We start from the raw sequence: 26,177 nt of genomic DNA, 5'->3' as shown, positions 1-26,177 counted from the left end.
TTAACGCTTTAGTTTTTCCTTACTTGGTTGTTATATTGTATGTCAATGATCTTTATATCTTCCGCTTTGTAACGAAGCAATCTTTCTGTCAGTGTTACTCCGTATTTGCGAGTGCAAAAGTAAAACTTTATTTTTAATTGACCAAATGTTTTTGAAGAAAATTTTAAAGTTTTTTAAGTAACCTTAATTCTTCTCAAACCCTCAATCTCTATACTCCTGCGCTCCCTCTAATTGGGACTGCAAAGATACAAACTCTTTTTAAACCGGCAACTTTTTTTTACAAAAAATTTTAAAGTTTTTTTTCGTCCGTTTCTTTTTGAAGTTATATTGTTTATGCCTATCTAAAGGCTCTTCTGCGCTACTGAATGTCTTTCGTTTTTCAGTGGGGCAAAGATAGAAACTTCATATACTCTACGCAAGTTTATTTAACATAAATTTCATATTGGATAGCGTTTTTTGGCATAAGACACTGGAAGGCAGGGTGAAAAATTTTAAGCATTTGTTTGGAGGACGGGGTGAGAGCGTGGGAGGGTTGGAGGGTTTATGCGTTGGAGAGGGTGAGAGGGGATGATTCGGGGTGCGGGATGCGGGTTTTGGGGTGATGATTGCCCACAGATCTCCTTTAGATTTACAAAAGGATTTAGTTATAAATTAGATAATAATTATATTCTGAAGAACCAGAGAAAATAAAGTGAACTAAACAGATTTCCAGAATAGACCTATTCTGTGTATAAGACTTGATTTTCTCTTTTGAATATCTGCCATTTAGAATTTTAAGCATTAAGGCTTATTAAAGGTTTTAGCATTATTCAAATTGGTTCGTTCAGAATTACCCTAAATCCAAAGTTATGAAAACTTACTTTATTGGAATAGATATTTCAAAGGACACATTGGACATTTGTATTTTAAACGATCTTAATGAACAAGAAACAGCATTAAAAGTAGAGAATACAGCAGCTGGTATACAGCAAATGATTAGCTGTACTTCAGATTTTGAACCCGATTCTGAATGGCGGTATTGTTTTGAGAATACGGGGAACTATGGACTTCTTCTTTGTAGTATGTTAGAGGACAGTCAAATTGACTATTATCAAGTTCCTGCTCTTGAAATAAAATTAAGCCAGGGAATCCAAAGAGGAAAGAATGACAGAGTCGATGCCTGGAGAATTGCCAAGTATCTAAAAACATATTCAAAAGATCTTAAACCTTATGTTCTTCCTGAAAAAGTGCTGTTTAAAGTAAAAAATCTTCTTACTTACAGAAATCTTCTTATTAAAGTAAGAACACAATTTAAAAATGAGAAAAAATCTTTTTATCAGGCCAGTAAAATATCGGATGTAGATTTTGAAATGGATGATATTACCTATCATATACAACAACTAGATAAAAAGGTTACTCTAATAGAAAAAAAGATACAAGAGCAGATCAATAGTGAGACAAGAATAAATAAAAACTTTGAGAAAATAACTAAAGTAAAAGGAGTCGGTTTCCTTACTGCTGCTTATATGATTGTATTAACTAATAATTTTACAAGCTTTCAAAATCCAAGAAAGTTCAACTGCTATGCTGGATTAGCACCTTTTGAACATACTTCTGGAACTAGTATTAAAGGGAAAACAAAGACCAGTAAGCTTAGAAATAAGAGAATCAAAACCGTGCTTTTCAATGGCGCTAATTCAGCCATAATTTATGATGAGGAATTAAAAGCTTATTATAAAAGAAAAAAAGAGCAGGGAAAAGCTCATAATTCTATTATTAATGCAGTATGTTGTAAGCTCGTGTATAGAATGTTTGCTGTAGTAAAAAGAGAACAACCTTTTGTAAATTTAATACGATATAATTTGCATATGTCTTAGAATACACAGATCTCGCGGATCTTTTCGTGTTTATCTGCTTATTTTGCTGAAGCTGTAAAACATTAAAAATAGGCAGAATTCAATTTTATCGGAGATAAAATCTTTGCGTTCTAAAAACGAATGGTATTTTAAAAATTTAGCGCCTTAGCGTTTTTCCAACATTCTTTTAATTAAATAAGCATACGTGATCTGAGAATGAAAATGCTGATGCAAAGTTCCTACAGCATCTTTTTCAAACTTTGCTGAAGCTGGAAAACATTAAGAATAGGCAGCATTCAATTTTATCGGAGATAAAATATTTGCGCCTTAAAAGCGAATGGTATTTTAAAAATTTAGCGCTTTAGCGTTTTCCAACATTGTTTTAATTAAATAAGAAAATCCTCCCGGAAAGGCGTAAAAGCATCAATGAGTTTTCCCTCTTCAAGACACTTTACCCCATGGAAAATATTAGGCTGTGCAAAAAATCCATCACCTTCCTGTAAAATTTTTGTTTCACCATCTACGGTAACTTCAAACTTTCCAGAAGCAACATACGTGATCTGAGAATGAAAATGCTGATGCAAAGTTCCTATAGCATCTTTTTCAAACTTTACAATAACCATCATTATCTGGGAATTGTATCCCACAAACTGTCTGGAAACCCCATTTCCTACATCTTCCCATGCAGAGTTTCCATTGAAGAAAGGCTCTTTTTTGAAATCCATTTTATTTTTTTTAATTACAATTTTGTACGATCTGCAATCCGTTTTATTTTATATACTTTTCCAAACCGGTTTTCAAGCCTTTCAAAGAAGTAGCAGCCAGTTTTGCAATAGATTCTGCACCCAGCTTTGATAAATGAGTATCGTCATCTTTTCCTTCCGGATAAAAAGGGTCGTCTCCTTTTTTATAATGCAGATGCAATTTTTTTGACTTTTCCGGACCATAGGAAATTTCAAGCTGTTCGGATAAGAGCTGTAGGTCAACAAAGGGAACTTTAAGATCATTCGCCACCATTCTTACCACCAGAGGATATTCTTTATGGGTATCCACCAAAACACCGTTTTCGTTAAAGTTTCTTCTCACAATTGACGTCATAAGGATGGGGATAGCGCCTTTAGATCTTGCTTCGTTTACATATCTTTCTAAATTGGCTCTGTATTGGGTGTATGGATTGGTAAACCGGGCAGAATCATTCACTTTCTGATCATTGTGTCCGAATTGAATGATGACAAAATCTCCTTTCTTAAGTTGGTTCAAAACTTTATTCCATCGACCTTCCGTTCTGAAACTTTTGGAGCTTCGTCCGTTGGTGGCATGATTCTGAACGGATATTCCTGTTGTTAAAAGTAATGGAAGCATCTGTCCCCAGCCATGCTCTGGATTCTTATCTGGATTTTCTTTATTGGCCATGGTAGAATCACCAATGAGGAATAGCGTAGGTTGCTGTGCATAGACGATGATGGAAAGGAAGAGGATGAGAAAGGTGAGTTTTTTATTCATTTTTATTTTATTTAGTATAATTCTTTTGTCTTGAAACAAAAGAATCAAAAATTCAAGACTGGGAATCTTCCGCTAAAAATTAATTCTATTCTCTAAAAATTCTAAACTCGTGCGAATTCGATTTTTCTTCTTCGGGTCATTATTGATTTCGCACTCAAACAATAGAATTTTCTTAACGTTCACAGAAATAATTTTTTTAACGCTTCATATTCCAATGTCAATGGGATCGAAAAATTGGTCATTATTTTTCATTTAAATATCTTCTGGATATTGCTCATTATCTATTGCTTATTATTTATGTTAGGATTCCAGTTGTCAAAGATTTTCTGTAAGGTGTAATTTTTAAGGTCTTTTGCTGTCAATTGATGTGACCAGCTTACCCGTTTTGAAGGATTTCCTCCTTCGCCTTTACTTCCGTATTCTGCGTAATAAGCAGTTTTTTCTTTATCAGGAAACATTTTGTCTCCTTTCCAGGGATTCCAGCCTTCGGGAAGAATATGTTTTCCCATTTCCGTATTGATGAAAACCGTTTTGGCGTAAGGTCTCCACGGTCTTCCGAGATACACTTTAGAAACCTCATCTTTAGCAGTAAGCTTGCAATCGAAAAAGACAAATCCATATTTTCTGTCCATTTCCGTTGCGGCAGCGGTGATGTAAGAATCAGTCAGACTTTTAATCGTACAGTTTTTAAAAACAGCAGTTGCCTGTCCGAAAATAAAGTCGGTAGTTCCTTCTATATAACAGTTTTCAAAATACTGTCTGCTATGGTTGGAGGCGGAATAAAGGGTGTCCTGACAGCCAAGGATATCGGACTCCTTAATCACAAAACGATCACCTTCTACATGAAGTGAAACTGCCTGGCCTTCGTTGCATGAGCTGTTTTGAATGGTCAGATTACTGATCTTACTATCATCGCCCATTACCAGAAGAGTATAGGAGTTGAAAGTCGTCATCTTTTCATGGAAAGCATCTGTTTTTCCTGAGAAATCATTGTTGGTAATAACCGTATTGTTTCTGTTTTCTCCTTCCAGCGTGATTTTATGCTTTGAAGAGGGAATAATCACTTTCTCATAATAAATTCCTGTTTTGATTTTGATTAAAGCTTCTGCCGGACCAAGATCTCTTACAGAATTGATTGCTTTTTGAATGGTGGTAAAATCTCCGCTTCCATCCTGAGCCACTGTAATGGTAATATACGGTTTGCTTTGCGCCCAGAAAATTTGAACCGCTGGCAAAAACAGAATTATAAATAATTTTTTCATAAGCTCTGGTTAAAAACTATTTCAACACTTTATTTAAAAAATCAACAGTATAGTTCAACGTTTCGGTGAACCAGGGTTCTGCAGACCAGAATGAATGGGGTGAGTCTTTAATTTCATGAAATTCAGTAGGAATGTTATGCGCCTTTAATTTTTTCATCATATCATCTCTTCCGGCATGAAATCTGGGTTGAGAACTGTTGATAAAAAGGGTAGGTGGTGTATTTTTACTCACATATTCCAGCGGTGAAGCTTCTGTCCAGTTTTTTAGGTTGGTATTTCGGTCTCCATCCAGCCAATAGGAGGCATAAGTACTTTCCTCTGCTTCAGGATGAATGAAGGATACAATTCCGTCAATATTGATGATCGCTTTTATATTATTTTTCTTTTGTACGCCAACCAGAGTGGCCATCTGAGCTCCGGCAGATTCGCCCAAAACGGCTATTTTCTTTTTATCTAAAGAATATTTTTTGTGATGAGTCTGCAACCATTGAATAGCGTTTTCTATGTCTTCAATTCCGGCAGGATATTTTGCAACATCCGCAAGACGGTAACCAACAGCGATGACAACAAATCCTTTTGAAGCTAATTCCATAGCCATATATTTTTCATTGTCTTTGCTGCCGGAAATCCATCCGCCACCGTGAACCATTGCGATTCCTGCATGTTTTTTTGAATCATCAATAGGGTAATATACATCGGCTTTTAATGATGAACCGTTGATATTTTTGTATTCAATATCCCTGTCTATTTTAATATTTGAAGGGACCGGGCGATCAATAGGGACAATGAAAGGATATTTCTTCTTTAACTTTTCAAAAGTTCCTTCATTGGTGTAAGGAGAAGCATTCGGTCTGCTTACCTGCCCGAATGCCATCGTCCCTACGAAGAAAATAGAAATATAAGTATGTCTTTTATTAAAAATCATTTTGTCAGATTTTTATATTGAAATCATTAAGAATTTTAAGCTATTAAGATGAATGAAGAAAATCCTTCTGATTGTTAAGTGGAATTTGTAGTGCAAAGTCTAACTTAATATTCTTAAAAATTTAACTCATCTTAATGGTTTATATTCTATCAGATTTATTGTATTGAGTTCTTAGCTACATCCGCTCCTATAGAAACTGTGCTCTTATCAGATCGTAAATCTTTAGGTAAAGCTACAGTTCCGGTTTTGTTTCCTAAAACTTTGATATAAGGTTTTATTGGTGATTCAAATTTCACGGTAGACAGATTGATATTTTTACTGTTATAAACCGTTGCTCCCGTTCCTTCCGTATATTTCAGGGTTACATTCTTTAACTGGATTCCATCTGCATCTACAATAGTCAATGCCTTTTTGGTATCGAATTTTGAATCTTCAATCACAATATTTTTAAGGTTCATTTCGGAAAGACCAAATAAGGTGATAGCTTCGTAAGAGTTGACTGCATTGATGTTTTTAAAGAATATATTTCTGAAAATAGGAGTTTCCTCTGTTACCGGATATACTTTTTCAGGCGATTTGTTTCCTTCCTGTTTCTGTCCTTCTTCTAAAACCGGGGAAGAACCTTCGTAGAACATATTAAAACCAATCGTCTGTGTCGGAATATTAATCATATCAATATTTTTGATGTAAATATTCTCAACAATTCCACCTCTTCCACGGGTCGTTTTGAAACGAAGTCCAATGTCTGTTCCGATGAAAGTACAGTCGGAAACATGAATATTTCTGGCACCTCCGGACATTTCGCTTCCTACAACAAATCCTCCATGACCGTGATAGACGATATTGTTTTTGATGATGACATTTTCAGTAGGCATTCCTCTTTTTCTGCCGTCTTCATTTTTACCGGATTTAATACAGATCGCATCATCACCCACGTCAAAAGTATTGTCGTAGATCAGTACATTTTTACAGGATTCAAGATCTACACCGTCCCCGTTTTGGGAGAACCATGGGTTTCTTACGGTAAGGTTTCTTAAAATCAGATTGGAACACATCAAGGGATGAAGATTCCACGCCGGGGAATTCTGGAAGGTGGGACCATCTAACAATACTTTATCACAACCCACCAGACTCACCATTACCGGACGCAGAAAGTCTTTTACCGTATTCAGTTCGTCTTTGGATATTTTATCAGGAACATTGAAGCTTGAGCTGCTCTCAAATCCTTTTTTATAGCTTTCTGAAGGATACCATGTCTTGCCGTCGGAAGATAATATTCCACCGGATTTGATGATTTCTTTCCATTCCGATTCTGCTACTTTACTTTTCTTAATGGCTCTCCAGGCATCTCCGCTTCCATCAATGACTCCTTTTCCTGTGATGGCAATATTGGTAGCGTTTTTTGCTGAAATAGGCGATTGGCAACGCGTAGTATTTAATCCTTCAAAACTTACATCTACCAGGAGATAATCATTTTTATCTTTGCTGAAAATAATGAAAGCGCCTTCTTCTACGTGAAGGTTGATATTGCTTTTCAATTCAATAGGTCCGGTGAGCCACATTCCTCTAGGCACAACCAATTTTCCACCTCCTTTTTTGCTAAGGTCATCGATTGCTTTTTTGAATGCCTGTGTATTTTTTACATTTCCCCCCGAAACTCCGCCAAATTGAGTGATGGAAACGGTGTTGGCAGGAAAAGAAGTTTCTACAACCTGTGGCATTGTAAACTCAATGTTTTTATAAATATCCATATTCTGAGCATAGGTATGCCCGGAAAACATCATGGTTACGGCTAAACTGATAATGGTAAGTGACTTCTTCATATTATTTTTTTTGAGTTTTAATTATATTTTTAAATTCCTGATAGACCAGCGAAGCAACTATCTTTGCGCCCTCAGGCTGAAAATGGGTATTGTCTTTCTGCCCTTTAGGATAGGCTTCATACGTATTTTCAGGAAGATTCATAAAATAATGACTGGTGGTAAAATCCTGTCCTTTTTTAGTAAAATACTCCATGGATAGTTTGTTTAAATCAATATATGGAACATTCATTTCTTTAGCAATATCAATGGGAGCCTGCCAGTATTCGCCGTGTACATTTTCAAGTTTTCCGTTTTTCCAGGGATAATTTCTTGCTACAGGAGCTACAATAACAGGATTTCCGCCTTTTTGTTTGGTCTGGGAAACAAATAATCTTAAAAATTCTTTATATCCCTGAATATTTACATAACGCTCAGGATGCCTTTCTGAACCGTCATTGTGCCCGAATTGCATGATCACATAATCATTGGGCTGAAGATGTTCATACACATACCGCCATCTTCCTTCCTGAAAAAAAGTTCTTGTACTTCTTCCACCATGTGCCCTGTCAATAACAACTACGGAATCTGTATTGATAGCTGGTTTCAGAGTTTCAATGCTGTCTTTTGCAAAGAAAGGCTGAAATACCTGCCCCCAACCTGTGATGGGATAGCGTACTTTCATATAATCTTTTCCTGGATCATAGTCTCCGGTGTAATCGGCCATCGTAGAGTCTCCGATAAGGTAGATATGCGTTACTTTTTTATTCTGTTTTGATATCATTTTTTTTGCACTATCCTGAGACTGGCATGCTGATAACAATATTACACTGAATAAAAATGAAACGGTTTTGTATATGTTTTTTTTCATTGCTTTTTTGTTGGATTTCCAACATGATTTTATTTTTAATCTCTCGCAGATTTTGCAGATGATCATGTTTGTTATCTTAAAAATCTATTTTATCTGTTTAATTTGCTTGCGTTTATATATTGTTTTGTTGGATTATCGCAAAGACGCAAAGGATTTTAATATTTCGTATAATATTTTAAGGCGCAAGAAAATCTAATATTTTCAGCCAAGTAAGCGGTATTCAATTTTATCGGAGATAAAATCTTTGCGTTCTTATAATTATTTATATTCTGATATTTCATTGCGTCTTAGCGTTTTCCAACATAATTTTATTTTTAATCTCTCGCAGATTGAGCTGATTTTGCAGATGACTGTGTATTAGTTTATCATTAAAATCTGCGTTATCTGCATCATCTGCGAGCGTTTTATTTCTTTTCTGTATGACTTTTTTGTTGGATAATCACAAAGACAAAAGGTTTTTATATGCGTTTTCCAACATAATTTTATTTTTAATCTCTCGCAGATTGAGCTGATTTTGCAGATGACTGTGTATTAATTTATCATTAAAATATGCGTTATCTGCATTATCTGCTTGCGTTTTATATTTTATTTCTTTGTCATTCTGAACCATTCAAAGTCTGCATATCCTCCACGAGGTGCTTTTGTTGTACTGATGCTATACAAACCTACTTTTGCTCCAATCCATTTTCCGGGTTTTGCCTGAAAAATCTCACCGGCTTTGATGAAATTCTTGCCATTTTCACTATAGCTGAATTGACATAAACCATTAGGCTCATTTACATTGACTTTTAAATAGACTTCGTTACTTTTTAATGGGGCTTCAAATAGTATTTTTTCTTCCCCGCCTTTATCTGCTTTTTCCGCTTTCCTGAGTTGGAGATAATAACCATCAGGTTTGTTGGTGATTACCAAAGACGCATGGTCTAACCCCATGATTAATAATCCTGCAGTTTTTCCTTCTTTGGCATCTTCCGGAGTCAGCTTCACCTTGGTGGAGGCTGCAAAAGTCGGAGCCGGAAATTTTTGGGTTAAGAGATTAGGGACATTCCAGAGATTTTTTTCTCCTTCCGGAACTTTGATGGAGAAAAGCCTTAAAAATTTTTGTCCGGGAAGTTTGGATGACCATACAATATTTTCATTAGCACTCCATTGCCATTGCAGTCCTAATTTCTCTCCGTCAAATTCATCGGTTTCAGGAGGCGTTGAAGCAGGGTAGTACTGTCCAACATCAGGCTTTTTATAAGTTGCAACAGGTTCGCCTATTCCGTTTTTATTATAATCTACTCCCATTACAGGCCAGTCTTTTTCCCATTTCATCGGCTGTAGGTGAATGATTCTTCCACCAGCATCCACATCCTGAAAATGATAAAACCAGTCTTCACCGGAAGGAGTATCTACCCATGCTCCCTGATGAGGCCCGTTGATGGTTGTTGAGCCTTGCTCCAATACTATTTTTTCTTCATACGGACCATAGATATTCTTTGATCTCAATACAAGCTGCCATCCTGTAGCTACACCACCTGCAGGAGCAAAAATATAATAGTAGCCGTTTCTTTTATATAGTTTAGGACCTTCAACCGTAGGATGGGCATCATGACCGTCAAAAACATGAACGCCTTTATCCAGAACTTTTGTTCCTTCGGGATTCATTTTATTGAGGGTTAAAATACTTTTTACTCCTGCACGGCTTCCTGCCCAGCCATGAACAAGATAGGCATTTCCATCTTCATCCCAGAACGGACAGGAATCTATTAATCCTTTTCCTTCCATTACCAAGACCGGTTTTTCCCAGATTCCCAACGGATCTTTGGTTTTCACCATGTAAATTCCAAAATCAGGATCTCCCCAATAAATATAAAATTCTCCTTTGTGAAATCTTATGCTTGGCGCCCAGACTCCATCACCTCTTTTCGGAGTAGAGAAATGTTCCTGAGGAAGGAGGTCCTGAATGGCGTAATTGACCAATTTCCAGTTGATCATATCTTTAGAATGAAGGATGGGAAGCCCCGGTGTTTCATTGAAGCTGGAAGCCGTCATATAATAATCGCTGCCCACACGGATAACGTCCGGATCGGAATAATCTGCATATAAAATCGGGTTTCTGTAGTTTTTTCCCTGATCGGCAGCCCAGACTTCGGAAACATAGTTTTTTTTCTGTGCCTGAAGATAAGCAGAAGCTACTGAACACGCTGTAATGGCAATGATATTTACAATATTTTTTGTCTTCATAAAATCAATTATACTTTACCTGACTTACCTATCCTTGTCAAGGTTTTAAACCTTGACAAGGATGAGAATTTCTCAATCTTTTTTTACTTTTCAAATTCTAAACTTGAAAGGATAAAAGGACCTGTTCCTTTCGGATCATTGGAGCGTACTTCTTCATTCACATAATATTCATAAGACCCGCTTCTGTAAGGTGTTCCGCCTAGTCCGGCTACTGCACAGCATTTATTCAAGCTTACTACACCATTTTCATCTACAGTGATTAAATTTTTGATAATTCCTTCATAGCCCTTTTTTGCATAAGCTTTATAGGATTGGGGTAAATAGCCTTTGTTTACAGATTTTATCATGGTGTACACAAACATAGATGAGCCTGTAGCTTCCAGATAATTTCCTTTCTCTCCGCCTTTGTCCAGTACCTGATACCAAAGTCCTGTTTGGGAGTCCTGTACTTTGATGACGGCATCACAATACAATTTTAAATAGGACAGTAGTTTTGCTCTTCCTGGATGATTTTGAGGTAAATAGTCCAAAACATCTACCATGGCCATTCCGTACCAGCCCATTGCTCTCGACCAGAAATTAGGAGAAAGACCTGTTTCTTTATTGGCCCATTGCTGCTGACGACTTTCGTCCCAGGCGTGGTAGAGCAGTCCTGTTTTTTTGTCTAAAAGATGCTTTTGAATCAGGTCAAACTGGTTGATGATATCACTGTATGCCTTTTCAGCTTCTTCTCCTTTTGAAAAATAGTGAGTGTAGTGCGCATAAAAGGGTTCGCCCATGTATAATCCATCCAGCCACATCTGATTAGGATAAATTTTCTTGTGCCAGAATCCGCCTTCTGAAGTTCTTGGCTGACCGTCAATCTGAGAACGCAGGGTTTGTAAAGCTTTCAAATATTTATCTTTTTTCTCCTGCTGGTAAAGGTAAAGAAGGACATTCCCGCAATTCAGCATATCGATATTGTATTTGGAAAGATCGTATGAAACGATTCTTCCGTCTTCTTTTACCATTGTGTCCCCGAAAGTTGTGATATACTGATAATATTCTTTGTTCCCGGTTTTTTCATATAGTCTTTCTGCGCCTTCCAGAACAATTGCTGTTGGATAGCTCCATTTAGGTGCTTTGTTATAATCCAGCATCCAGGCTTGCGGAAATCTTTTTATTTCAGAAAGTAGCATTCTTTGAGACCATGGAAGCTTAGCCGAAATTTTGTCGTTTGTTTCTGAATGTATTTCTGATGAAGTGTTTTGCAATGGCTTTTGTGCACAGGAAAAAAATAATCCGGAACAGGCAGTTGCCATAGCGTAGATTTTAATAGTGTTGTTGATAAAGTTCATGATGTTAAACTTTAAAGTTGTTGAGTTTGATCGAGAATATCCAGTTTTTGATCCAGATCCTGGTAAAAAGATTCTTCGGTTGTTAAGCCGTTGGATTCCTGAGACCAGGCTCCCAGAAAGTAATAGGATACATTTTTAGTCTTTTTGAAGACGATAGTGTGGGTAGATTTTGTTTTCACATATTTATCAAAGCTTTCCAGCGGATAAAAAACTGCCATTCCCAGATTGTCTTCTTTTTTGGCCAGAGTCTGCTGTCCGTAAGTAGCAATATAAGCCCATTTTTTATTTTTGCTGATTCCCTGTTTCATGGGAATATCTTTGAAAGCAACAATTCCGGTACAAAGACCTGAAATACTATTGCTCAGATTCAAATCTACTTTTACGAAACGGTCTTTGGGAAAAATCGTCAGTTTTGACTGCAAATCTACAGCATTGCCCCAGGTTTTCCAGCCTTTGTAAGTAATAAGGGCATAAGACTGATCTTTTTCATTGACTACTTTTGCATTCGTGCTTTTTACAATTTTAAAGGTTTCAACAAAATCATTCTGCTCATCATATCTTCCGTAAGAACCAATTCCTATGGTACGTCCGGATTTCAGAATATCCTGTCCCCACGGAGCATCGTGATGATAAGATTCAAAGCCGTCTTGGCCTACTTCCGGCAGTACAAGCCCTGATATTTTTTTACCGAAAATATCGGTGGCATTTCGCCAATCCAGATAAAGTCTGTAGCCAACCTGGTTGTTTTCAAGACCGATTCCTTCATACCTGATATAAGACGAATGATCGGTATGGGCTTCCGGAAGGGTGAGTTCCTGAACGTTTTTGAAAGCTCCCCCAATGTATTGATTGCCTTCCCATTTTCCACCTTCTTTTACAGAAAGTTCAGCGTAAGAAAATGGTGCTTTCGGGTTTTTCTTAATAGTTTCAATCACAGAAGTCTGTGCTGAAAGATGGGTGCTGATAAAAGCGGCTGCTAGGCCTATTTTAAATAAACTGAGTTTCATACTTTTTTCTGTTGGGTTACCGGTTTCTGATGATGAGTTTTCATGGTTATTGGTTCTGTTCATCAGTTATTTTGCGGACAATATCATTCATGTAGACTTCTATATTGTCATAGTTTTTATCCAGATCCCGGCCGTTGGCATTGGGTGATTTTGGATTCAAACGATGTTTGACTTCCCATTCATCCGGCATTCCGTCATTGTCCGAATCGGGGAGAGGTTTTGCCTGTTTTAAAAGGGGAAATCCTCCTGTGTCATTTTGGGAATCAATGATACCGTTTTTACTTCCTTTTGAGCCTGTGTAAGTGAAGCTTCCGGTTTCAATGTCTTTTATCACGTGACAATCAACAGCATCTCTTACCAGACTTGCTCCACTGGATTTGAGCATTTTCCTGTAAGCTTCCTCCGCAGAATGGGTTTTGATATTATTTTCAATATCATGGGGCTGATTGATTTTAATAGAATTTTTATCCTTTTCTGTTAAATTGTAGCTTGGTTTCATCTGGCTGAAAACACCTTCTGCCCAGTTATCTTTGGTAACTTCCGGACTTCCTTCCATCACATTTCCGTTGATATAGTATTTTCCCCAGACGTTATACACTTCTGTTTTGGGATTTTCATTTTTATCGATGGCGACAATTCTTTGTCTGGTTAAGGTTGCAGGGCCGGGTTTGTAATAATTATTAACGATATTCACGTTCATTCCTTCTCCTCCATAAATACTGTTGTGTCCCCAGTTGTAGATCAGATTATTTCTGAAATCAGTAAGGTCTGTCAGCGCAAATTGACTTCCGGCATATTCACCCAGTCTTGGATTTCTGCTGTCGTGATGGGCATAAATATTATGATGAAAGGATGCGGATTTACCTCCAGCAATTCCACCATAGCCATGTGCTCCTTTCTGATGGACAGAATTTCTAAGGCTTTCTGCAATGAGACACCATTGAAGGGTGGTTTTTTCATTGGCGTAAATGGACACTGTTTCGTCTGTAGACCAGCTCATAGAACAATGATCTACCATCAGATTTTTAATAAACCTAGCTCCCAAAGCATCGCCCTCAAACTTTTTCTGATCTCCCATTCTGAATCTTAGAAAACGGATGATAACATTATTTGCAGCGACAAATGTTTCATAATTGGCAATCGTAATTCCGTCTCCGGGAGCGGTTTGTCCGGCAATGGTAACATCGCCTTCTTTTATTTTTAAAGGAGACTGCAGGTAAATGGTTCCACTGGTTTTAAATACAATATATCTCGGACCTTTTTGGTTCAAAGCGAATCTTAAACTTCCTTCAGAGCTATCGTCTTTCAGGTGGGTTACAAAATAGACCTTTCCGCCACGTCCGCCTGTTGTGAATCTTCCAAAACCTTCAGCTCCGGGAAAGCTCAATACTTCCTGCGCATTAACCTGCGTAGAAATACTGTATAAAAGCCCTGTGGTGAATAGTTTGATGAAGTTTTTTGTCATGATTGAAGGTTTTCGTGTGAATGAGTCCGAATTATTATAAGCTCTTTTTTATATTCCACTGATCTTTTCCTTTAAGAATGTTCTCCGGAGTATATTTTTTCCTTTCTTCTTTACTTAATTGATGCGACCAGGGAACTCTTTGGAGCATATTGGCTCCGGCTCCTTTCGAATTACTTTCTGCATAAAATGTAGTCTTTTCTGCTTCCGTTTTGTTCCAGTTGTGCCATCCTTCAGACCTTATCGTTGAGTTAAGCTCACAGTCAATATAAACGGTTCTCGCAAAAGGCCTCCATGGTCTTCCCAGATAGACGGAATGGTCTTTTGCATTTCCAATAATTTTTGAATTGATAAAAATGAACCCAAATTCATTTCCCTGTGGAGTAGAAGCGGCTGTCACATAGCTTGCTGTTTCTTTGGAGTAAATAATACAGTTCTCAAAAACAGCTGTTCCCGCTCCAAAAATATAATCTGTTGTTCCTTCGATATAGCAGTTTTTAAAATAATTTCTAGACGGTTTTGTTTTGTCTTCAAGATCCTGAGCTCCTTTTAAATATAAAGTATCCTGATTTCCCAGGAACCTGCAATTTTCAAACGCAATTCTGTCACCGGAAGTCAATACGGCAACCGCCTGTCCGACTCTTCCGGAACTGTTTTCAAATGAAATATTTTTCGCTGTAAAATCATTTGAGTAAATAAATATTGTGGATGAACCTGTCGTTCCGATTTCCTTTCCTTCAGCGTTCTTTTTTGAGGCATAATCATCATAAGTAATGATGGTTTTTTCTGGATTTTCACCTTCCAGCAATATCGCTCCCTTTGTTTCCGGAATGGTGATCTTTTCTTTATAAATTCCACTTTTAATAAAAACTTTTGTTCTTGTTAAAGAACTGTTTTCAATAGCATCAATTGCCTGCTGAACGGTTGTGAAATCACCTTTTCCGTCTTTCGAAACCACGATGGTTTTATCCTTGGTTTTGAAAGAAAGAATGCTGAATAAAGCTACCAGAGCAATAGAAAACAGAGCCGTGTTTTTAAAAAAGATGGAAAATTTCATAAAGCAGTTTTGAGATAAAATACAGACTGATCCTGGTGGAAGACAGTCTGTATTTTGATATGAATGTTAAACTATCTAGTATCCGTAATCCTGGGTAAGGTTATAATTTGAATTGATTACATCGAGCGCAATAGGAAGAAGTTCCCTTTTGTTGGGCTGGAAATAATATGCATAACTTTTCACCGGATCTCCACTAATGTAAGATTGTGTCATAGCCAGTCTCCAGTTTACTTTTGTATACCCTGAAGGTGTTGCAACGCTCTGATTCGGATTGTAGAAAACATCAGCTTTGTTGATTCCGTTCACATAAATGTCCATGTCCAGTACATTTTGCTGAGCCGTTTTTGTAGGCACATAATTGGCAACGGTAGAAGCTGGTTTTTTATAAAAAATATACTCGGGAACATTCGCGTAAGCTCCGGTACCGTTCATGAAATCTGTAAGTTTCTGTCGGGTTTCATTGATCTTTGTTTCCAGAAGGTTCCAACGGATCAGATCATATTTTCTCAACCCTTCGCCTCCGAATTCCAATAGCCTTTCCTGAACAATATATTTAAAGAATTCAGTTTTGGAAGTTGGGATGGTTCCTATCTGGCCTACGTTACCGGTATAAGCCCTTTGCCTTACCGCCATTACAGCATCAATGGCTTCCTGGGAAGGTGCGCTGTGAAGTTCATTGTCTGCTTCAGCAAACATTAATAAAATATCGGCATATCGTAGCAATGGCCAGTCGATTCCTAAGTTCTGAGAAGTTCCGGTAATGCTCGTCCATGACTTTCTGAATTTTCCGTCATTCCAGTTGATGGAAGTCTGAAGATCTTCCTGTTTTGATGTGCTTACCCTGAAAATGGCAATATTAACATCTCTCCTCAAATCATATTTGCTGAATTCATAAAAATAGGTAGGAATGGCACTGATACCACCAGCAGATTTCCAGTCAGAATCATCATGTCTTAATCCATTATAATATCCTATTTTTGAATCTGTTCTAGAGTTTCCGCCAAAAGCTCCGACTGCAAAAATAATTTCATTCGTTGTATCCGGAGTGTTGGTATGTAAGGATCTGAAAAGTCCTTCATAGCTAGGGTTCAGCTTGTGCTGCCCGGAAGTGATGATATCTTTACATTCATCATAAGCAATCTGATAATATTTCTGAGGATTTGTGCCCTGTACCATCAATTGTGGGCTTCTTCTCAAAGAATATCCGGCTCTTGCCAAGGCTATTCTGGCTCTTAATCCTTTTACTGCTGCTTTGGAAAGTCTTTGTGCAGTAGTACCTCCTTCAGACTTCCATGGTACCAGCGCTGATGCTTTTGCCAAATCATCAAGGAGTTTTTCATAGATGACATCGCGGTCTGTTTTCGGAATATAAACGGATGGCAGATCTGCAGAAGGGACATCCTGAAAAGGAACATCACCCCAGTTTTTAATAAGATCGTAATAAAACAATGCTCTCAGGGTTAATGCTTCTCCCAGATAGCGGTCCATCAGCTTTTTATCAGCTGCAGATCCGGTTTGATACACTGGAGAGAGAGGAATATTTTTGATCACAAGATTCGCTCTTTCAATCCCGGTGTAAGTATCCAGGAAAGGTCTGAGTAATTCCGTATTGGTAGGCACTGCTCCGAAACAGCTTATTCCTCTTCTGTCGTTGGCATTATAATCTCCGGAGGTTCTGAGATCGTCTCCGGATTGAGAAAGGATGAGATTCATTCTCTGTCCATAGGTATTATCACCCATGGCACTGTTGTAAACCCCGACAAGGGCGGCAAAAGTGTCCGGTGCTGAGTCGAACTGTTGTTTCTCAGCGGTATTGGAAAGGTTTTCTACCTCTAAATAATCGCTGCAGGAATTAAGAGTAACCACGCAGGCAAGAGATAAGAAAAAACTTGAAAATTTATTTTTGTTCATAGCGTTCGTTTTAGAAAGTAATATCTACTCCTGATAAAATAAATCGGCTTCTTGGATAGGCAGAATAATCTACTCCCGGAGTTAATGGATTTCTTCTTGTATTGGCTTCCGGATCAAATCCTGAGTAGCCGGTAATTGTAAATAAATTATTCACGGTAGCGTAAAGTCTCAGATTCTTCACTCCAATGGCTTCCAGAGAGCCTTTTGGGATGCTATATCCAATCGTAAGGTTATTCAGTCTTAAGAAAGAACCGTCTTCAATAGCATAGGAATGAAGGAAGTAAGCACCTGCGGGAGGAGTCCACATCGTTGTATTGGCGTTAAGAGCAGCAAGAGCGGTAGGATCTGTCACCTTATTTCCTGCATTGTCAAACCATCTCCAGCGGTCTGCCACTTCAGCAAGCATGTTATTATCCTTATACAGATACTGAGTCGTGTATTCTATTTTGTTGGCATTGTATACTTTATTGCCTATCGAGAAATTGAAAAGTAAGCTCATGTCCCAGTTTTTATAGCGGAATGTTTGGGTAAAACCTCCGTAGAATTTAGGCTGTGCACTTCCAAGATCGGTCATATCTTTATTATCAATCACTCCGTCACCGTTTAGATCCTGAAGTTTAAGATCTCCCGGCTGTACAGCTTTTGCACCATTGGCTACAGCGGCAGAGCTTGCTATTCCGTTTTTTAAAGTATAGATCTGAGTGGCTGCATCATAATTAAAATCACTCACTTCATACCTTCCTGCTGTCACATATCCCCAATAAGTTCCTACTGGTTTTCCTACCTGTACAAGGAAATCAAACAGGTTATTCTGCCATCCGGAAGGGTAGTAGTAAGAATTGGAACTTGCAGATGCATTATTTCCTAAACTTTTAATGGTGTTTCTGTTGGAGGAGATATTGGCATCAATTTTCCATGAAAAGTTTTCTTTATTGATGATGGTACTTCCCATTGATAATTCTATCCCTTTATTTTCGCTGCTTCCTGAGTTTTGGTATTGATACTCGTATCCGGAAGTCTGTGGTATTTTAGCTAATAATAAAAGGTCTTTGGTATCTGTTTTATAAACATCCAGAGTACCATAAAGTCTTCCTTTGAACAATCCGAAATCAATTCCGGCATTGTATGAAGTAGCTGTTTCCCATTTTACATTGGGGTTTGCCATAATATTTCCGGTGGTTGCACCTGGCGTAACACTGGTTCCGAAAGCATAGCCGTAATCTGAAGAAGACGTAAAGAAGGTGTCATATAAAAAAGCTCCGATTCTGTTATTTCCGGATTTTCCATATCCTAAACGAAGTTTCAGCTCATTCACAAAGTTGCTTTGTTTTAAGAAATTTTCTTCCTTGATTTTCCAGGCTAAAGAAGCAGCAGGGAAGTATCCCCACTGATTGGGGCCAGGTTTGAAAACACTGGAACCATCAGCTCTCATGGAAACTGTTGCAATATATTTGTTGTTGTAGATATAATTGACCCTTCCAAAGAAAGAAGCCAAACGGTCTACCTCTCTTGCCGTTTTAGGAGCATCCTGAACCATTCCGGAAGGCGGTGATGCCAGCTGTGAATTGGCAAAAGCTTCCTGTGCTGAAGAAGATTTCGGGAACCACTTGATATTGATGGAAGTAGATTCACCATCTGTTCTCACAGTTTCCTGACCTGCTAAAAGATCAAATTTATGATTACCAAATGTTCTTCTATAGTTAAGGGTGTTGGTATTGGTGATTCTTCTGGTTTGAGAATTGCTCATAAATACCACAGGCTGATCGTTGTTCTGTCTGGCAAGGCTGGTAACCGGACCGGAAAACTGATTCACAATCTGATCCCTCTGTACATAACCGATGACACTTCGGAAGGTAAAATCTTTACTGATTTTATATTCAATCGTTCCATTTAATAATAAGTCATTTCTTCCGCTTTCTTTCACTTCATCGTTAGCCAATAAAACGGGATTGACAAGATTCGTCTGGTCTGCGAATAAAGGATCAAAATCATCAACATCTACTGTAGAACCTCCTTCAAAAGGTTGATATCTGATGGCATTTCTCAATCGGTTGGTGGTTTGCGAACCTGAGGCAGAAGTTCCTGCTCCGTAGATCATCTGACGGCTGTAGCGTGCGTTCAGGCCAATACTCAGTTTTTTTGAAATATCATAATCATATCTGAAGTTGGCCATATTACGTTTGAATCCGGATCCAATCATCACTCCGTCTTCCTCCACATTATTAAGAGTCAATGAAAATGCAGAATTCTCAGATCCTCCGGACAATGCCACATTATGGGTAAAATTGAATGCTTCTCTTCCGAAAAGCTTATCCTGCCAGTTTACATTTTTTACAGACTTATATTTGTCCAGCTGATCAAAAGTTCCGTAGCGTGTGTTAAAAGTTTCAATATCTTTTGCATCTCCATTCTTATAATATTGTTCATATTGATAAAGAACATACTCATAAGGATCCAGTACACTGATCTTATTCTGAATGCTTCTTACGCCTACAAAACCATTATAATTGATTGTTGTTTTTCCTTTTTTTCTACCTCCTTTTGTGGTAATCAGAACTACACCGTTAGCTCCTCTTGATCCAAAAATAGAAGTGGAAGAGGCGTCTTTTAATACTTCTATTGATTCTATTTCTTTGGGAGATAAAATGGTCAGGGCATTATCCATCTGCACACCATCTACAATATAGAGTGGGGCATTGCTTTGGGTAATGGAGTTTCCACCGCGGATTACGATATCCACATCTGCTCCGGGAGACCCTTCACTCAGAGAAACCTGTACACCGGCCAGTCTTCCCTGGATCGCTTCGGCAGCATTGGTAGAAGGCATATCTTTAAGAGCTTCGCCTTTCACGGAAGAAACAGCGTTGGTAACGTCTTTTTTGGAAACCTTTGTATAGCCTACCAAAACCACATCATCCAGTTTGGTCTCTTTATCTTTTTTCGTTTCTTTTTCCTGAGCCATGGAAAGGACGGGAAGCAGAAAAACAGTTAAATATAACCACTTTATTGATTGTACTCTTTTATCCATTATGTATCCTTATAGTTTTAATTCTTGGTTGAAAGTTTTTTCAATCGTTTTTGATTAGGATTATGAAGTATTCTGCGGATTTTAATGGTCATTACGTATTTTAATCATTTTCTTACGCATTAGTGCAATCGATTGCGTAATTTTTTATAAAACATTATTCTGGCTCCTAAACTAATATTATTTTTCAATACGCAAAGAAAAAAATATTATTTTTTCGTGAATTTATCTGTTTAATGATGTGATCTTTGTAAAATACGTATTGATGGACTGTTTTTAATTAATTGATTATTAGCCTGTTATATTCATATTTGAGCAACTTTAATAAACAACGAAAAAAATCAATTTCTTAAGTGTTTAATGATGATGAAACTTAAAATTTGCTTAAAATGATGTCTTTTTTTGAGGGTGAAAAATCCCAAAATTCATCTCGAGGAAGAAAAATTTTCATCAATTTCTGATTTTTGTCATCTTTTTGAAATTATTAGTGCCTCAATATTTTGTACTTTTTATTAATATTTACGAGTGTATATCATATATGTATTAATTTGATCATATTTTAATCAATATTTCATTGCCTGTTTTCTCTTTTATTTTGGCGTGATTTTATGTTTTAAGTCCGGTTGGTTTCCTGTTTTGGGAAATTTATTGTGGATTTTTTCTCTTAATTTTATCTGCTTTTAAATCTGTTTTAAATTTTATTGATCTGAAAATCAATTGTTTTTAAAATAAAATTAATTTTTTGTTAACTACTTAAAGAATAATTATATATTTAACCCCACAAGTATTTCTGCAATTTTAGTGTAATTTTATGCAATCGATTACATTGAGTTTAACAGGTTTGCGAAAACCGTAAAAAGAAAAAGTAAAAATAGTAGTATGGCACAATCAGAATTTCGTTACGCCCATCATCCTGAAGATGTGAAAAAATATACCACAGAAGATCTCAGGAGGGAGTTTCTAATCGATGATTTATTCAATGAGGATAAGATAAAACTGGTCTATTCTATGTATGACAGGCTTATTGTAGGAGGCATAATGCCTTCTTCCAGAGCTTTGAAACTGGAACCCACCGATGATCTGAAAGCAGAAAACTTTCTGGACAGAAGAGAGCTGGGAATCATCAATGTAGGTGGAGCAGGGAAAGTAACCGTAGACGGAAATGTATATGAGCTTGGAAATAAAGAAGCTTTATACATCGGAAAAGGAGCTCAGGAAGTGATCTTTGAAAAGACAGGTGAAGAACAGCCTTATTTTTACATCAATTCAGCTCCCGCACATCATGCCTATCCTACAAAGAAAATCACCAAAAACGAAGCTGAAATTGTGGAACTGGGTGAGGAAAAATATGCGAATAAACGTACTATCAACAAACTGATTGTTAATTCTGTGGTAGAAACCTGCCAGCTCCAAATGGGTATGACAGAGCTTCATCCCGGTAGTGTGTGGAACACGATGCCTGCGCATACCCACACCAGAAGAATGGAAGCTTATTTCTATTTTGACCTTGAAGAAGGGCAGACGGTAAGTCATTTTATGGGACAGCCTCACGAAACACGTCATCTGTTTATGAAGAACAGACAAGCGGTATTGTCTCCAGAATGGTCTATTCACTCTGGGGTAGGAACTGCCAATTATACTTTTATCTGGGGGATGGCCGGAGAAAATATGGATTACGGCGATATGGACGGTATTAAAACAAACGAACTAAAGTAATTTTCCCATGAATTTATTTGATTTATCCGGTAAGGTAGCAGTTGTTACCGGCGGTACTCACGGATTAGGAATGGCAATGGCAGAAGGACTTGCTGCGGCAGGGGCTGAACTGGCCATTACCAGTACAACGCCATCAAAATTGGAAGAAGCGTTGAATTATTACCACGAAAAAGGGTATCAAGCAACGGGCTATATTTTTGATGTGACAGATGAATTGGAAGCTGCCCAGAAAGTAGCTTTAATGGAAGCCACTCATGGAAAAATAGACATCCTTGTCAATAATGCGGGAATCATCAAACGTATTCCTGCTCTTGATATGGAAGTGGAAGACTTTAGAAAAGTAATTGATGTAGATCTTACCGGACCTTTTATCATGTCGAAATTAATCGGGAAATATATGATCAAAAGGAAATCGGGGAAAATTATCAACATCTGCTCGATGATGAGTGAGCTGGGACGTGATAATGTAGTAGCCTATGCTTCTGCAAAAGGCGGCCTTAAAATGCTTACCAAAAATCTGGCAACAGAATGGGCAAAACACAATATTCAGGTGAACGGAATCGGTCCCGGATATTTTGCAACCTCCCAGACAGAACCCATCCGTGTGGATGGAAATCCTTTCAATGATTTTATCATCAGCAGAACACCGGAAGGAAGATGGGGAAACCCGGAAGACTTGGCCGGAACTGCCATTTTCCTGGCTTCTGATGCAAGCAGATTCATCAACGGACAGATTATTTACGTAGATGGAGGAATCCTGGCTACCATTGGAAAACCTGCTAATGAATAACAACAGATTAGACAAAAAATGAAACCTTTTATAACAGATCAATTTTTATTACATAATAAATATGCTGAAGAACTTTACTTCAGATTTGCAGAAAAGCAGCCCATCATTGATTATCATAATCATTTGATTCCTAAAGATATTGCAGAAGACACTGTTTTTGATAATATCTCCAAAGTCTGGATTGCTGGTGACCATTACAAATGGAGAGCCATGAGAACGATGGGAGTCAATGAGAAATTCATCACGGGAGATGCCTCAGACAAAGAAAAATTCGAAGCCTGGGCAAAAACAGTTCCGTATACTTTGAGAAATCCTTTGTATCACTGGACTCATCTGGAATTGAAAAGATATTTCGGAATTGATGAACTACTGAATGGAGACAATGCATCGGAAATCTATGAAAATATCACCGCTCAGCTTCAAACGCCTGAAAAATCTACCAGAGGTCTTTTGAAAATGATGAATGTGGAGTCTCTATGTACTACAGAAGATCCTACAGACACTTTGAATTACCATCAGGATCTGGCGAAAAGCGATTTCAGTATCAAAGTAAGCACCGCATTCCGTCCTGATAAAGCCATTCTGATTGAAAACCACAACTTTGCAGATTATATTGCAAAACTGGGGGCATCAGCAGGGATTGAAATCAATTCTTACCAGACTTTATGTGATGCTTTGCTTAAAAGGATCGAATATTTCCATAAAAACGGATGCAGGCTGTGTGATCACGGTTTGAACAATATTTCTTTCGAAGAGGCTACAGAAGCGGAAGTGAATGCTATTTTCAATGATAAATTAGCCGGAAAAGTGATTGCCGAAAAGCAGGTGAATCAATTCAAAACAGCGATTTTATTATTCTTAGGGGAAGCTTATCACCAATACGGATGGGTTCAGCAGTTCCATTTAGGAGCTTTGAGAAATAACAATGAAAGAATGCACAGAATTCTAGGACCTGATACCGGCTGGGATTCCATCGGAGACTTTGTGCAGGCGGAAACATTGTCCCGATTTTTGAACACTTTGGACGGAAAAGATAAACTTACAAAAACAATTTTATACAATTTAAATCCTGCGGATAACGAAATTTTCGCCACAATGATCGGGAATTTCAATGACGGAAGCATCAAAGGAAAAGTACAGTTTGGTTCCGGATGGTGGTTCCTTGATCAGAAAGACGGGATGATCAAACAGATGAATGCCCTTTCCAACATGGGATTAATAAGCTGTTTTGTAGGGATGCTGACGGATTCCAGAAGTTTCCTTTCTTATCCTAGACACGAATATTTCAGAAGGGTATTGTGTAATCTTTTTGGCGAAGAAATGAAAAACGGTGAACTGCCTGATGATATTGAACTGATCGGGAAAACCATATCAGATATCTGCTATCACAACGCAAAAAATTATTTTGATTTTTAGTTTTCAAATAAGATAATATCATCTCACAGATTGAGCAAATTTTGTTGATTTAAAATGATCCGCGTAATCAGCTAAATCTTCGTGAAAAAAAATTAACCATTAAGAGAATGTAAAAGTGAAGAATTGTTAAGAAGAAAATCAAAGATTTTTAAATGATATGATCTTTTATTTTCAATGTATTCAACTTCAAAATTACCAAAGGAAGAAAAAACATTTGTGTCTTTTGTGGTTAAAAAAAGCTAATTAAAATTATGAGTAACAAAATAGTCACATTCGGTGAAGTGATCATGAGACTTTCCCCACCCGGAAACAGAATGATGAAGCAGAGCCACGAAATGGAGTTCTTTTTTGGAGGAACAGAGCTGAACGTTGCGTCTTCATTGGCAGCAATGGGTGGTGAAGTAAGGCATATCAGCTGCGTTTCAAATGATTTTGTAGGAGAATCTGCAGTTTCTTTCATCCAAAGTTTTGGAATTGATACCACTTTCATTCATAAAAATGAACATCCTTTGGGACTGTATTTTCTTGAAGTTGGTTCGTCTGTCCGTGCCAGCAGAATTGCTTACAACAGGCTGAACGGTTCTTTTGCCAATATCAACCCTGAACATATCAACTGGGAAAAGGCGCTTGAAGATTGTGAGTATTTTCACTGGACAGGTATCAGCCCCGGTATTTCAGAATCTGCATACGAAGCATTGAAGGAAGGTCTGAAAACAGCTCAGAATAAAGGAATTGAAATTTCCACAGATCCGGCTTACCGTTCCAATCTCTGGAAATATGGCAGAAAAGGACATGAAGTACTGAAAGAACTGGTTTCTTATTCCACCATTTTTATCGGAGGAGTAAATGAGATCAATGAAATTCTTGAAACTCAGTTTTCCTTAGATAAAGAAGGTTTCATTGAAGCCTGTAAAGAATTAAAACAACAAATTCCTTCTGTTCAAAGAGTTTTTGATAAAATAAGAATTGGGGTTACAGCCAGCACTCAGCAAACCCAGGGAAGAGCCTGGGTAGATGAAAGCTATTTTGAAACGGAACTTCTGGAAATTAATCCTGTTGTGGACAGAATTGGAACCGGAGATGCTTTTGCTGCAGGGTTAATTTATGGATTAAAACATTTTGATCCTAAAAAAGCGTTGAGTTTTGCCAATGCAGCCTGCGCGGTTAAACATACCATTCCCGGAGATATCAACTATGCAGGTGTGGAGGATATTCTGGAAGTAATGAACGGAAATTCAGGAGGAAGAATAAAAAGATAACTATGGCCAGATTTAATAGAATAGAAGTAGCCTTAATGGCAAAGCAGACAGGGATTGTTCCTGTGTTTTATCATGCAGATCTTGATGTTTGCAAGAAAATTGTAAAAGCCTGTTTTGATGGAGGAGCCCGTGTTTTTGAATTCACCAACAGAGGTGATTTTGCTCACGAGGTTTTTGCTGAACTGGTAAAATACGTTGCTAAAGAAATTCCTGATATGATCCTGGGAATTGGCTCCGTGCTTGATCCGGCAACCGCTTCATTATATATTCAGAATGGAACGAACTTTATCGTAGCTCCCATTTTAAATCCTGAAGTGGCCAAGGTCTGCAACCGGAGAAAAATTGCATGGATGCCTGGCTGTGGCTCTGTTTCAGAAATTTCTTATGCTGAAGAACTGGGAGCAGAGATTGTAAAGATCTTTCCGGCAACACAAGTAGGTGGACCGGAATTCATCAAAGCCGTGAAAGGCCCGATGCCATGGTCAAACATAATGCCTACAGGAGGAGTCATTCCCACGAAAGAAAACATCAGGGAATGGATTTCCGCAGGTGCTTATTGTGTAGGACTAGGTTCGCAGCTGTTTGTGAAAAATGAAAACGGGGAATATGACTATGCAAAAATCACAGAAGCTGTAGTCCATTCAATACAGATCATTAAAGAACTAAGATAATTGTTCTAATCATTTTAATGAAGCCATAAAGGGAAGTCAGACAGATTAATTAGACCTAAAAGGATCCTAGTATTCATCTAATTAATCTCAATCCCTTAATCA

The 26,177-nt window shown here is 37.7% G+C and carries 19 protein-coding genes; 6 read left to right on the top strand and 13 right to left on the bottom strand.

The window, feature by feature from the left end; translation table 11 throughout:
- The first annotated feature begins 848 nt into the window (after window positions 1–848).
- A complete protein-coding gene (locus tag RAH34_RS22025) occupies window positions 849–1,856 on the top strand; it encodes an IS110 family transposase (RefSeq protein WP_306597559.1) in 1,008 nt (335 codons plus the stop codon).
- 365 nt (window positions 1,857–2,221) lie between these two features.
- On the opposite strand, the gene RAH34_RS22020 is transcribed toward RAH34_RS22025, so the two are convergent.
- The 13 genes from RAH34_RS22020 to RAH34_RS21960 all read right to left on the bottom strand — a co-directional run bounded on the left by RAH34_RS22020 (window position 2,222) and on the right by RAH34_RS21960 (window position 20,226).
- On the bottom strand, window positions 2,222–2,560 hold the full coding sequence (locus tag RAH34_RS22020; RefSeq protein WP_306597558.1) for a cupin domain-containing protein: 339 nt from the start codon (window positions 2,558–2,560) through the stop codon (window positions 2,222–2,224).
- A 43-nt stretch (window positions 2,561–2,603) separates the two neighbouring features.
- A complete protein-coding gene (locus tag RAH34_RS22015) occupies window positions 2,604–3,338 on the bottom strand; it encodes a rhamnogalacturonan acetylesterase (RefSeq protein WP_306597557.1) in 735 nt (244 codons plus the stop codon).
- Between the two features lie 281 nt (window positions 3,339–3,619).
- Window positions 3,620–4,600, bottom strand: coding sequence for a pectinesterase family protein (locus RAH34_RS22010; protein ID WP_306597556.1), 981 nt, complete (start codon window positions 4,598–4,600; stop codon window positions 3,620–3,622).
- A gap of 16 nt (window positions 4,601–4,616) precedes the next feature.
- On the bottom strand, window positions 4,617–5,525 hold the full coding sequence (locus tag RAH34_RS22005; RefSeq protein ID WP_306597555.1) for an alpha/beta hydrolase: 909 nt from the start codon (window positions 5,523–5,525) through the stop codon (window positions 4,617–4,619).
- A gap of 155 nt (window positions 5,526–5,680) precedes the next feature.
- Entirely contained in the window at window positions 5,681–7,348 is a 1,668-nt protein-coding gene (locus RAH34_RS22000; protein WP_306597554.1) for a glycoside hydrolase family 28 protein, read from the bottom strand.
- Between the two features lies 1 nt (window position 7,349).
- A complete protein-coding gene (locus RAH34_RS21995; RefSeq protein ID WP_306597553.1) occupies window positions 7,350–8,195 on the bottom strand; it encodes a rhamnogalacturonan acetylesterase in 846 nt (281 codons plus the stop codon).
- Between the two features lie 585 nt (window positions 8,196–8,780).
- Window positions 8,781–10,424 (bottom strand): glycoside hydrolase 43 family protein, encoded by a 1,644-nt coding sequence (locus RAH34_RS21990; protein ID WP_306597552.1) that lies wholly within the window; start codon window positions 10,422–10,424, stop codon window positions 8,781–8,783.
- Window positions 10,425–10,507: 83 nt separating this feature from the next.
- The gene (locus RAH34_RS21985; RefSeq protein ID WP_306597551.1) at window positions 10,508–11,761 is read right to left on the bottom strand and encodes a glycoside hydrolase family 105 protein; all 1,254 of its coding nucleotides are present in this window, start codon (window positions 11,759–11,761) and stop codon (window positions 10,508–10,510) included.
- An 11-nt stretch (window positions 11,762–11,772) separates the two neighbouring features.
- On the bottom strand, window positions 11,773–12,831 hold the full coding sequence (locus tag RAH34_RS21980; protein ID WP_306597550.1) for a DUF4861 family protein: 1,059 nt from the start codon (window positions 12,829–12,831) through the stop codon (window positions 11,773–11,775).
- Complete coding sequence (locus RAH34_RS21975) at window positions 12,815–14,233, bottom strand: polysaccharide lyase family 1 protein (RefSeq protein ID WP_306597549.1); 1,419 nt, start codon at window positions 14,231–14,233, stop codon at window positions 12,815–12,817. Before RAH34_RS21975 ends, RAH34_RS21980 begins: the two co-directional genes overlap by 17 nt.
- A gap of 34 nt (window positions 14,234–14,267) precedes the next feature.
- Window positions 14,268–15,287, bottom strand: coding sequence for a pectinesterase family protein (locus RAH34_RS21970; RefSeq protein ID WP_306597548.1), 1,020 nt, complete (start codon window positions 15,285–15,287; stop codon window positions 14,268–14,270).
- A gap of 75 nt (window positions 15,288–15,362) precedes the next feature.
- On the bottom strand, window positions 15,363–17,198 hold the full coding sequence (locus tag RAH34_RS21965; RefSeq protein ID WP_306597547.1) for a RagB/SusD family nutrient uptake outer membrane protein: 1,836 nt from the start codon (window positions 17,196–17,198) through the stop codon (window positions 15,363–15,365).
- Window positions 17,199–17,208: 10 nt separating this feature from the next.
- Window positions 17,209–20,226: a TonB-dependent receptor gene (locus RAH34_RS21960; RefSeq protein WP_114822175.1), complete on the bottom strand. Its 3,018-nt coding sequence runs from the start codon at window positions 20,224–20,226 to the stop codon at window positions 17,209–17,211.
- A gap of 876 nt (window positions 20,227–21,102) precedes the next feature.
- On the opposite strand from RAH34_RS21960, the gene kduI reads away from it, so the two are divergent.
- The 5 genes from kduI (at window position 21,103) to RAH34_RS21935 (ending at window position 26,075) form a co-directional block, all read left to right on the top strand.
- Window positions 21,103–21,939 (top strand): 5-dehydro-4-deoxy-D-glucuronate isomerase, encoded by an 837-nt coding sequence (gene kduI / locus RAH34_RS21955; protein ID WP_306597546.1) that lies wholly within the window; start codon window positions 21,103–21,105, stop codon window positions 21,937–21,939.
- Between the two features lie 7 nt (window positions 21,940–21,946).
- Complete coding sequence (locus tag RAH34_RS21950; RefSeq protein WP_306597545.1) at window positions 21,947–22,729, top strand: gluconate 5-dehydrogenase; 783 nt, start codon at window positions 21,947–21,949, stop codon at window positions 22,727–22,729.
- 18 nt (window positions 22,730–22,747) lie between these two features.
- Window positions 22,748–24,145 (top strand): glucuronate isomerase, encoded by a 1,398-nt coding sequence (gene uxaC / locus RAH34_RS21945; protein ID WP_306597544.1) that lies wholly within the window; start codon window positions 22,748–22,750, stop codon window positions 24,143–24,145.
- A gap of 251 nt (window positions 24,146–24,396) precedes the next feature.
- Window positions 24,397–25,404: a sugar kinase gene (locus tag RAH34_RS21940; RefSeq protein ID WP_306597543.1), complete on the top strand. Its 1,008-nt coding sequence runs from the start codon at window positions 24,397–24,399 to the stop codon at window positions 25,402–25,404.
- Between the two features lie 2 nt (window positions 25,405–25,406).
- Entirely contained in the window at window positions 25,407–26,075 is a 669-nt protein-coding gene (locus RAH34_RS21935) for a bifunctional 4-hydroxy-2-oxoglutarate aldolase/2-dehydro-3-deoxy-phosphogluconate aldolase (protein WP_306597542.1), read from the top strand.
- The last annotated feature ends 102 nt before the right edge of the window (window positions 26,076–26,177 follow it).

Origin of the sequence: Chryseobacterium sp. WLY505 (assembly GCF_030846215.1) — a bacterium.
Classification (GTDB): domain Bacteria; phylum Bacteroidota; class Bacteroidia; order Flavobacteriales; family Weeksellaceae; genus Chryseobacterium.
This window is presented reverse-complemented; position numbering and strand designations above follow the sequence as displayed.

What these genes read in the sequence shown, in the direction of transcription:
- RAH34_RS21970 (WP_306597548.1), bottom strand. Translation starts at nt 15,287, where the DNA reads ATGAAATTTTCCATCTTTTTTAAAAACACGGCTCTGTTTTCTATTGCT.
- kduI (WP_306597546.1), top strand. Translation starts at nt 21,103, where the DNA reads ATGGCACAATCAGAATTTCGTTACGCCCATCATCCTGAAGATGTGAAA.
- RAH34_RS22015 (WP_306597557.1), bottom strand. Translation starts at nt 3,338, where the DNA reads ATGAATAAAAAACTCACCTTTCTCATCCTCTTCCTTTCCATCATCGTC.
- RAH34_RS21995 (WP_306597553.1), bottom strand. Translation starts at nt 8,195, where the DNA reads ATGAAAAAAAACATATACAAAACCGTTTCATTTTTATTCAGTGTAATA.
- RAH34_RS22000 (WP_306597554.1), bottom strand. Translation starts at nt 7,348, where the DNA reads ATGAAGAAGTCACTTACCATTATCAGTTTAGCCGTAACCATGATGTTT.
- RAH34_RS21935 (WP_306597542.1), top strand. Translation starts at nt 25,407, where the DNA reads ATGGCCAGATTTAATAGAATAGAAGTAGCCTTAATGGCAAAGCAGACA.
- RAH34_RS22010 (WP_306597556.1), bottom strand. Translation starts at nt 4,600, where the DNA reads ATGAAAAAATTATTTATAATTCTGTTTTTGCCAGCGGTTCAAATTTTC.
- RAH34_RS21975 (WP_306597549.1), bottom strand. Translation starts at nt 14,233, where the DNA reads ATGACAAAAAACTTCATCAAACTATTCACCACAGGGCTTTTATACAGT.
- RAH34_RS21985 (WP_306597551.1), bottom strand. Translation starts at nt 11,761, where the DNA reads ATGAACTTTATCAACAACACTATTAAAATCTACGCTATGGCAACTGCC.
- uxaC (WP_306597544.1), top strand. Translation starts at nt 22,748, where the DNA reads ATGAAACCTTTTATAACAGATCAATTTTTATTACATAATAAATATGCT.
- RAH34_RS22020 (WP_306597558.1), bottom strand. Translation starts at nt 2,560, where the DNA reads ATGGATTTCAAAAAAGAGCCTTTCTTCAATGGAAACTCTGCATGGGAA.
- RAH34_RS21960 (WP_114822175.1), bottom strand. Translation starts at nt 20,226, where the DNA reads ATGGATAAAAGAGTACAATCAATAAAGTGGTTATATTTAACTGTTTTT.
- RAH34_RS21965 (WP_306597547.1), bottom strand. Translation starts at nt 17,198, where the DNA reads ATGAACAAAAATAAATTTTCAAGTTTTTTCTTATCTCTTGCCTGCGTG.
- RAH34_RS22025 (WP_306597559.1), top strand. Translation starts at nt 849, where the DNA reads ATGAAAACTTACTTTATTGGAATAGATATTTCAAAGGACACATTGGAC.
- RAH34_RS21990 (WP_306597552.1), bottom strand. Translation starts at nt 10,424, where the DNA reads ATGAAGACAAAAAATATTGTAAATATCATTGCCATTACAGCGTGTTCA.
- RAH34_RS21940 (WP_306597543.1), top strand. Translation starts at nt 24,397, where the DNA reads ATGAGTAACAAAATAGTCACATTCGGTGAAGTGATCATGAGACTTTCC.
- RAH34_RS22005 (WP_306597555.1), bottom strand. Translation starts at nt 5,525, where the DNA reads ATGATTTTTAATAAAAGACATACTTATATTTCTATTTTCTTCGTAGGG.
- RAH34_RS21950 (WP_306597545.1), top strand. Translation starts at nt 21,947, where the DNA reads ATGAATTTATTTGATTTATCCGGTAAGGTAGCAGTTGTTACCGGCGGT.
- RAH34_RS21980 (WP_306597550.1), bottom strand. Translation starts at nt 12,831, where the DNA reads ATGAACAGAACCAATAACCATGAAAACTCATCATCAGAAACCGGTAAC.